The 1475-nt window shown below is 67.6% G+C and carries 2 protein-coding genes; both read left to right on the forward strand.

The window, feature by feature from the left end:
• Positions 1-83: 83 nt before the first annotated feature.
• Complete coding sequence (locus ACZYW1_RS15585; RefSeq protein WP_463787082.1) at positions 84-515, forward strand: Rv0880 family HTH-type transcriptional regulator; 432 nt, start codon at positions 84-86, stop codon at positions 513-515.
• On the forward strand, positions 512-1336 hold the full coding sequence (locus ACZYW1_RS15590; RefSeq protein WP_463787083.1) for a TrmH family RNA methyltransferase: 825 nt from the start codon (positions 512-514) through the stop codon (positions 1334-1336). Before ACZYW1_RS15585 ends, ACZYW1_RS15590 begins: the two co-directional genes overlap by 4 nt.
• Positions 1337-1475 lie beyond the last annotated feature (139 nt).

Below are 1475 nucleotides of genomic sequence, written 5' to 3' on the forward strand. Positions count from 1 at the left end.
CGCGAGCGGCCGGAGGAGCCGGTATGTCCTTGTCTCGGTGATTCGATGTTGACGTTTCGGCGTTCTGTCGTAACCTTCGCGCTGTGATCGATGGCGATAGCCGGTTGGCCAGCGACCTGTCGCTCGCGGTGATGCGGCTGTCCCGGCAGCTGCGTTTTCGCCGCCCGCAGTCCCCGGTGTCGCTGTCGCAACTGTCCGCGCTGGCGACATTGGCCAACTTCGGCCCGATGACGCCCGGTGCGCTCGCAATCAGGGAACGCGTTCGCCCACCGTCGATGACGCGGGTGATCGCATCCCTGGCCGAACTGGGTTTCGTCGACCGCGTCGCGCATCCCGACGACGGCCGACAGGTGCTGGTGTCGGTGTCCGAGGCCGGCGCTGAGCTGATGGAGGCCGAGCGTCAGGCCAGTCAAGAATGGCTGACTCAGCGGCTGGAAAGGCTCGGCGTGCCCGAACGTGACACGCTGCGGGTGGCGGCTGACCTGATGCTTGCCTTGGTCGACGAAACCCCTTGAGCGCGAACGACAGTGTGATCGTCTGCGACATCGACGATCCCGAGGATCCGCGGCTGGACAACTTCCGCGACCTGAACAGCATCGACCGGCGTCCGGATCTGCCCAGCGGCAAGGGCTTGGTGATCGCCGAGGGCGTGTTGGTCGTGCAGCGGATGCTGGCTTCGCCGTTCACCCCGCTGGCGTTCCTCGGCACCGACCGCAGACTGGCCGAACTGAGCGCCGATCTCGCGGGGAATTCCGCTCCCTACTACCGGGTTTCGGCCGAGGTGATGGCGGCGGCAATCGGTTTTCATCTGAACCGCGGCGTGCTCGCTGCCGCGCGTCGTATACCCGACCGCTCTGTCGCTGAGGTGGTGGACGGCGCCCAGACTGTCGCGGTGCTCGAGGGGGTCAACGACCACGAGAACCTGGGCTCCATATTCCGCAACGCAGCCGGGCTTGACGTCGACGCGGTGGTCTTCGGCAGCGGCTGCGCCGATCCGCTCTACCGGCGCGCGGTGCGGGTGTCGATGGGGCACGCCCTGCTGGTGCCATTCGCCCGGGCAGATGACTGGCCGTCAGAGCTGAAGGCGTTGCAGGACAGCGGTTTTCGACTATTGGCGATGACTCCCGGCGCCGATGCCAAGACGTTGGCGGAAGCGATGGCGGCGGTGCGCGGCGAGCGGGTCGCGATCCTGGTCGGCGCCGAGGGGCCGGGGTTGAGCTACGCCGCACTGAAGGCCAGCGATCTGCGCGTACGGATCCCGATGTCGCGCGGAACCGACTCGCTCAACGTCGCGACGGCCGCGGCGCTCGCGTTCTACGAGCGGGCACGCGCCTGATGACCCGACTCCTCCTCATCGCGCTACGCGCTCTGCATCGTCGTCGGGCTGAGCCGGATGGCCCGACTCCTCCTCATCGCGCTACGCGCTCTGCATCGTCGTCGGGCTGAGCCGGATGGCCCGACTCCTCCTCATCGCG

The organism is Mycobacterium sp. IDUB_36, from assembly GCF_055419225.1.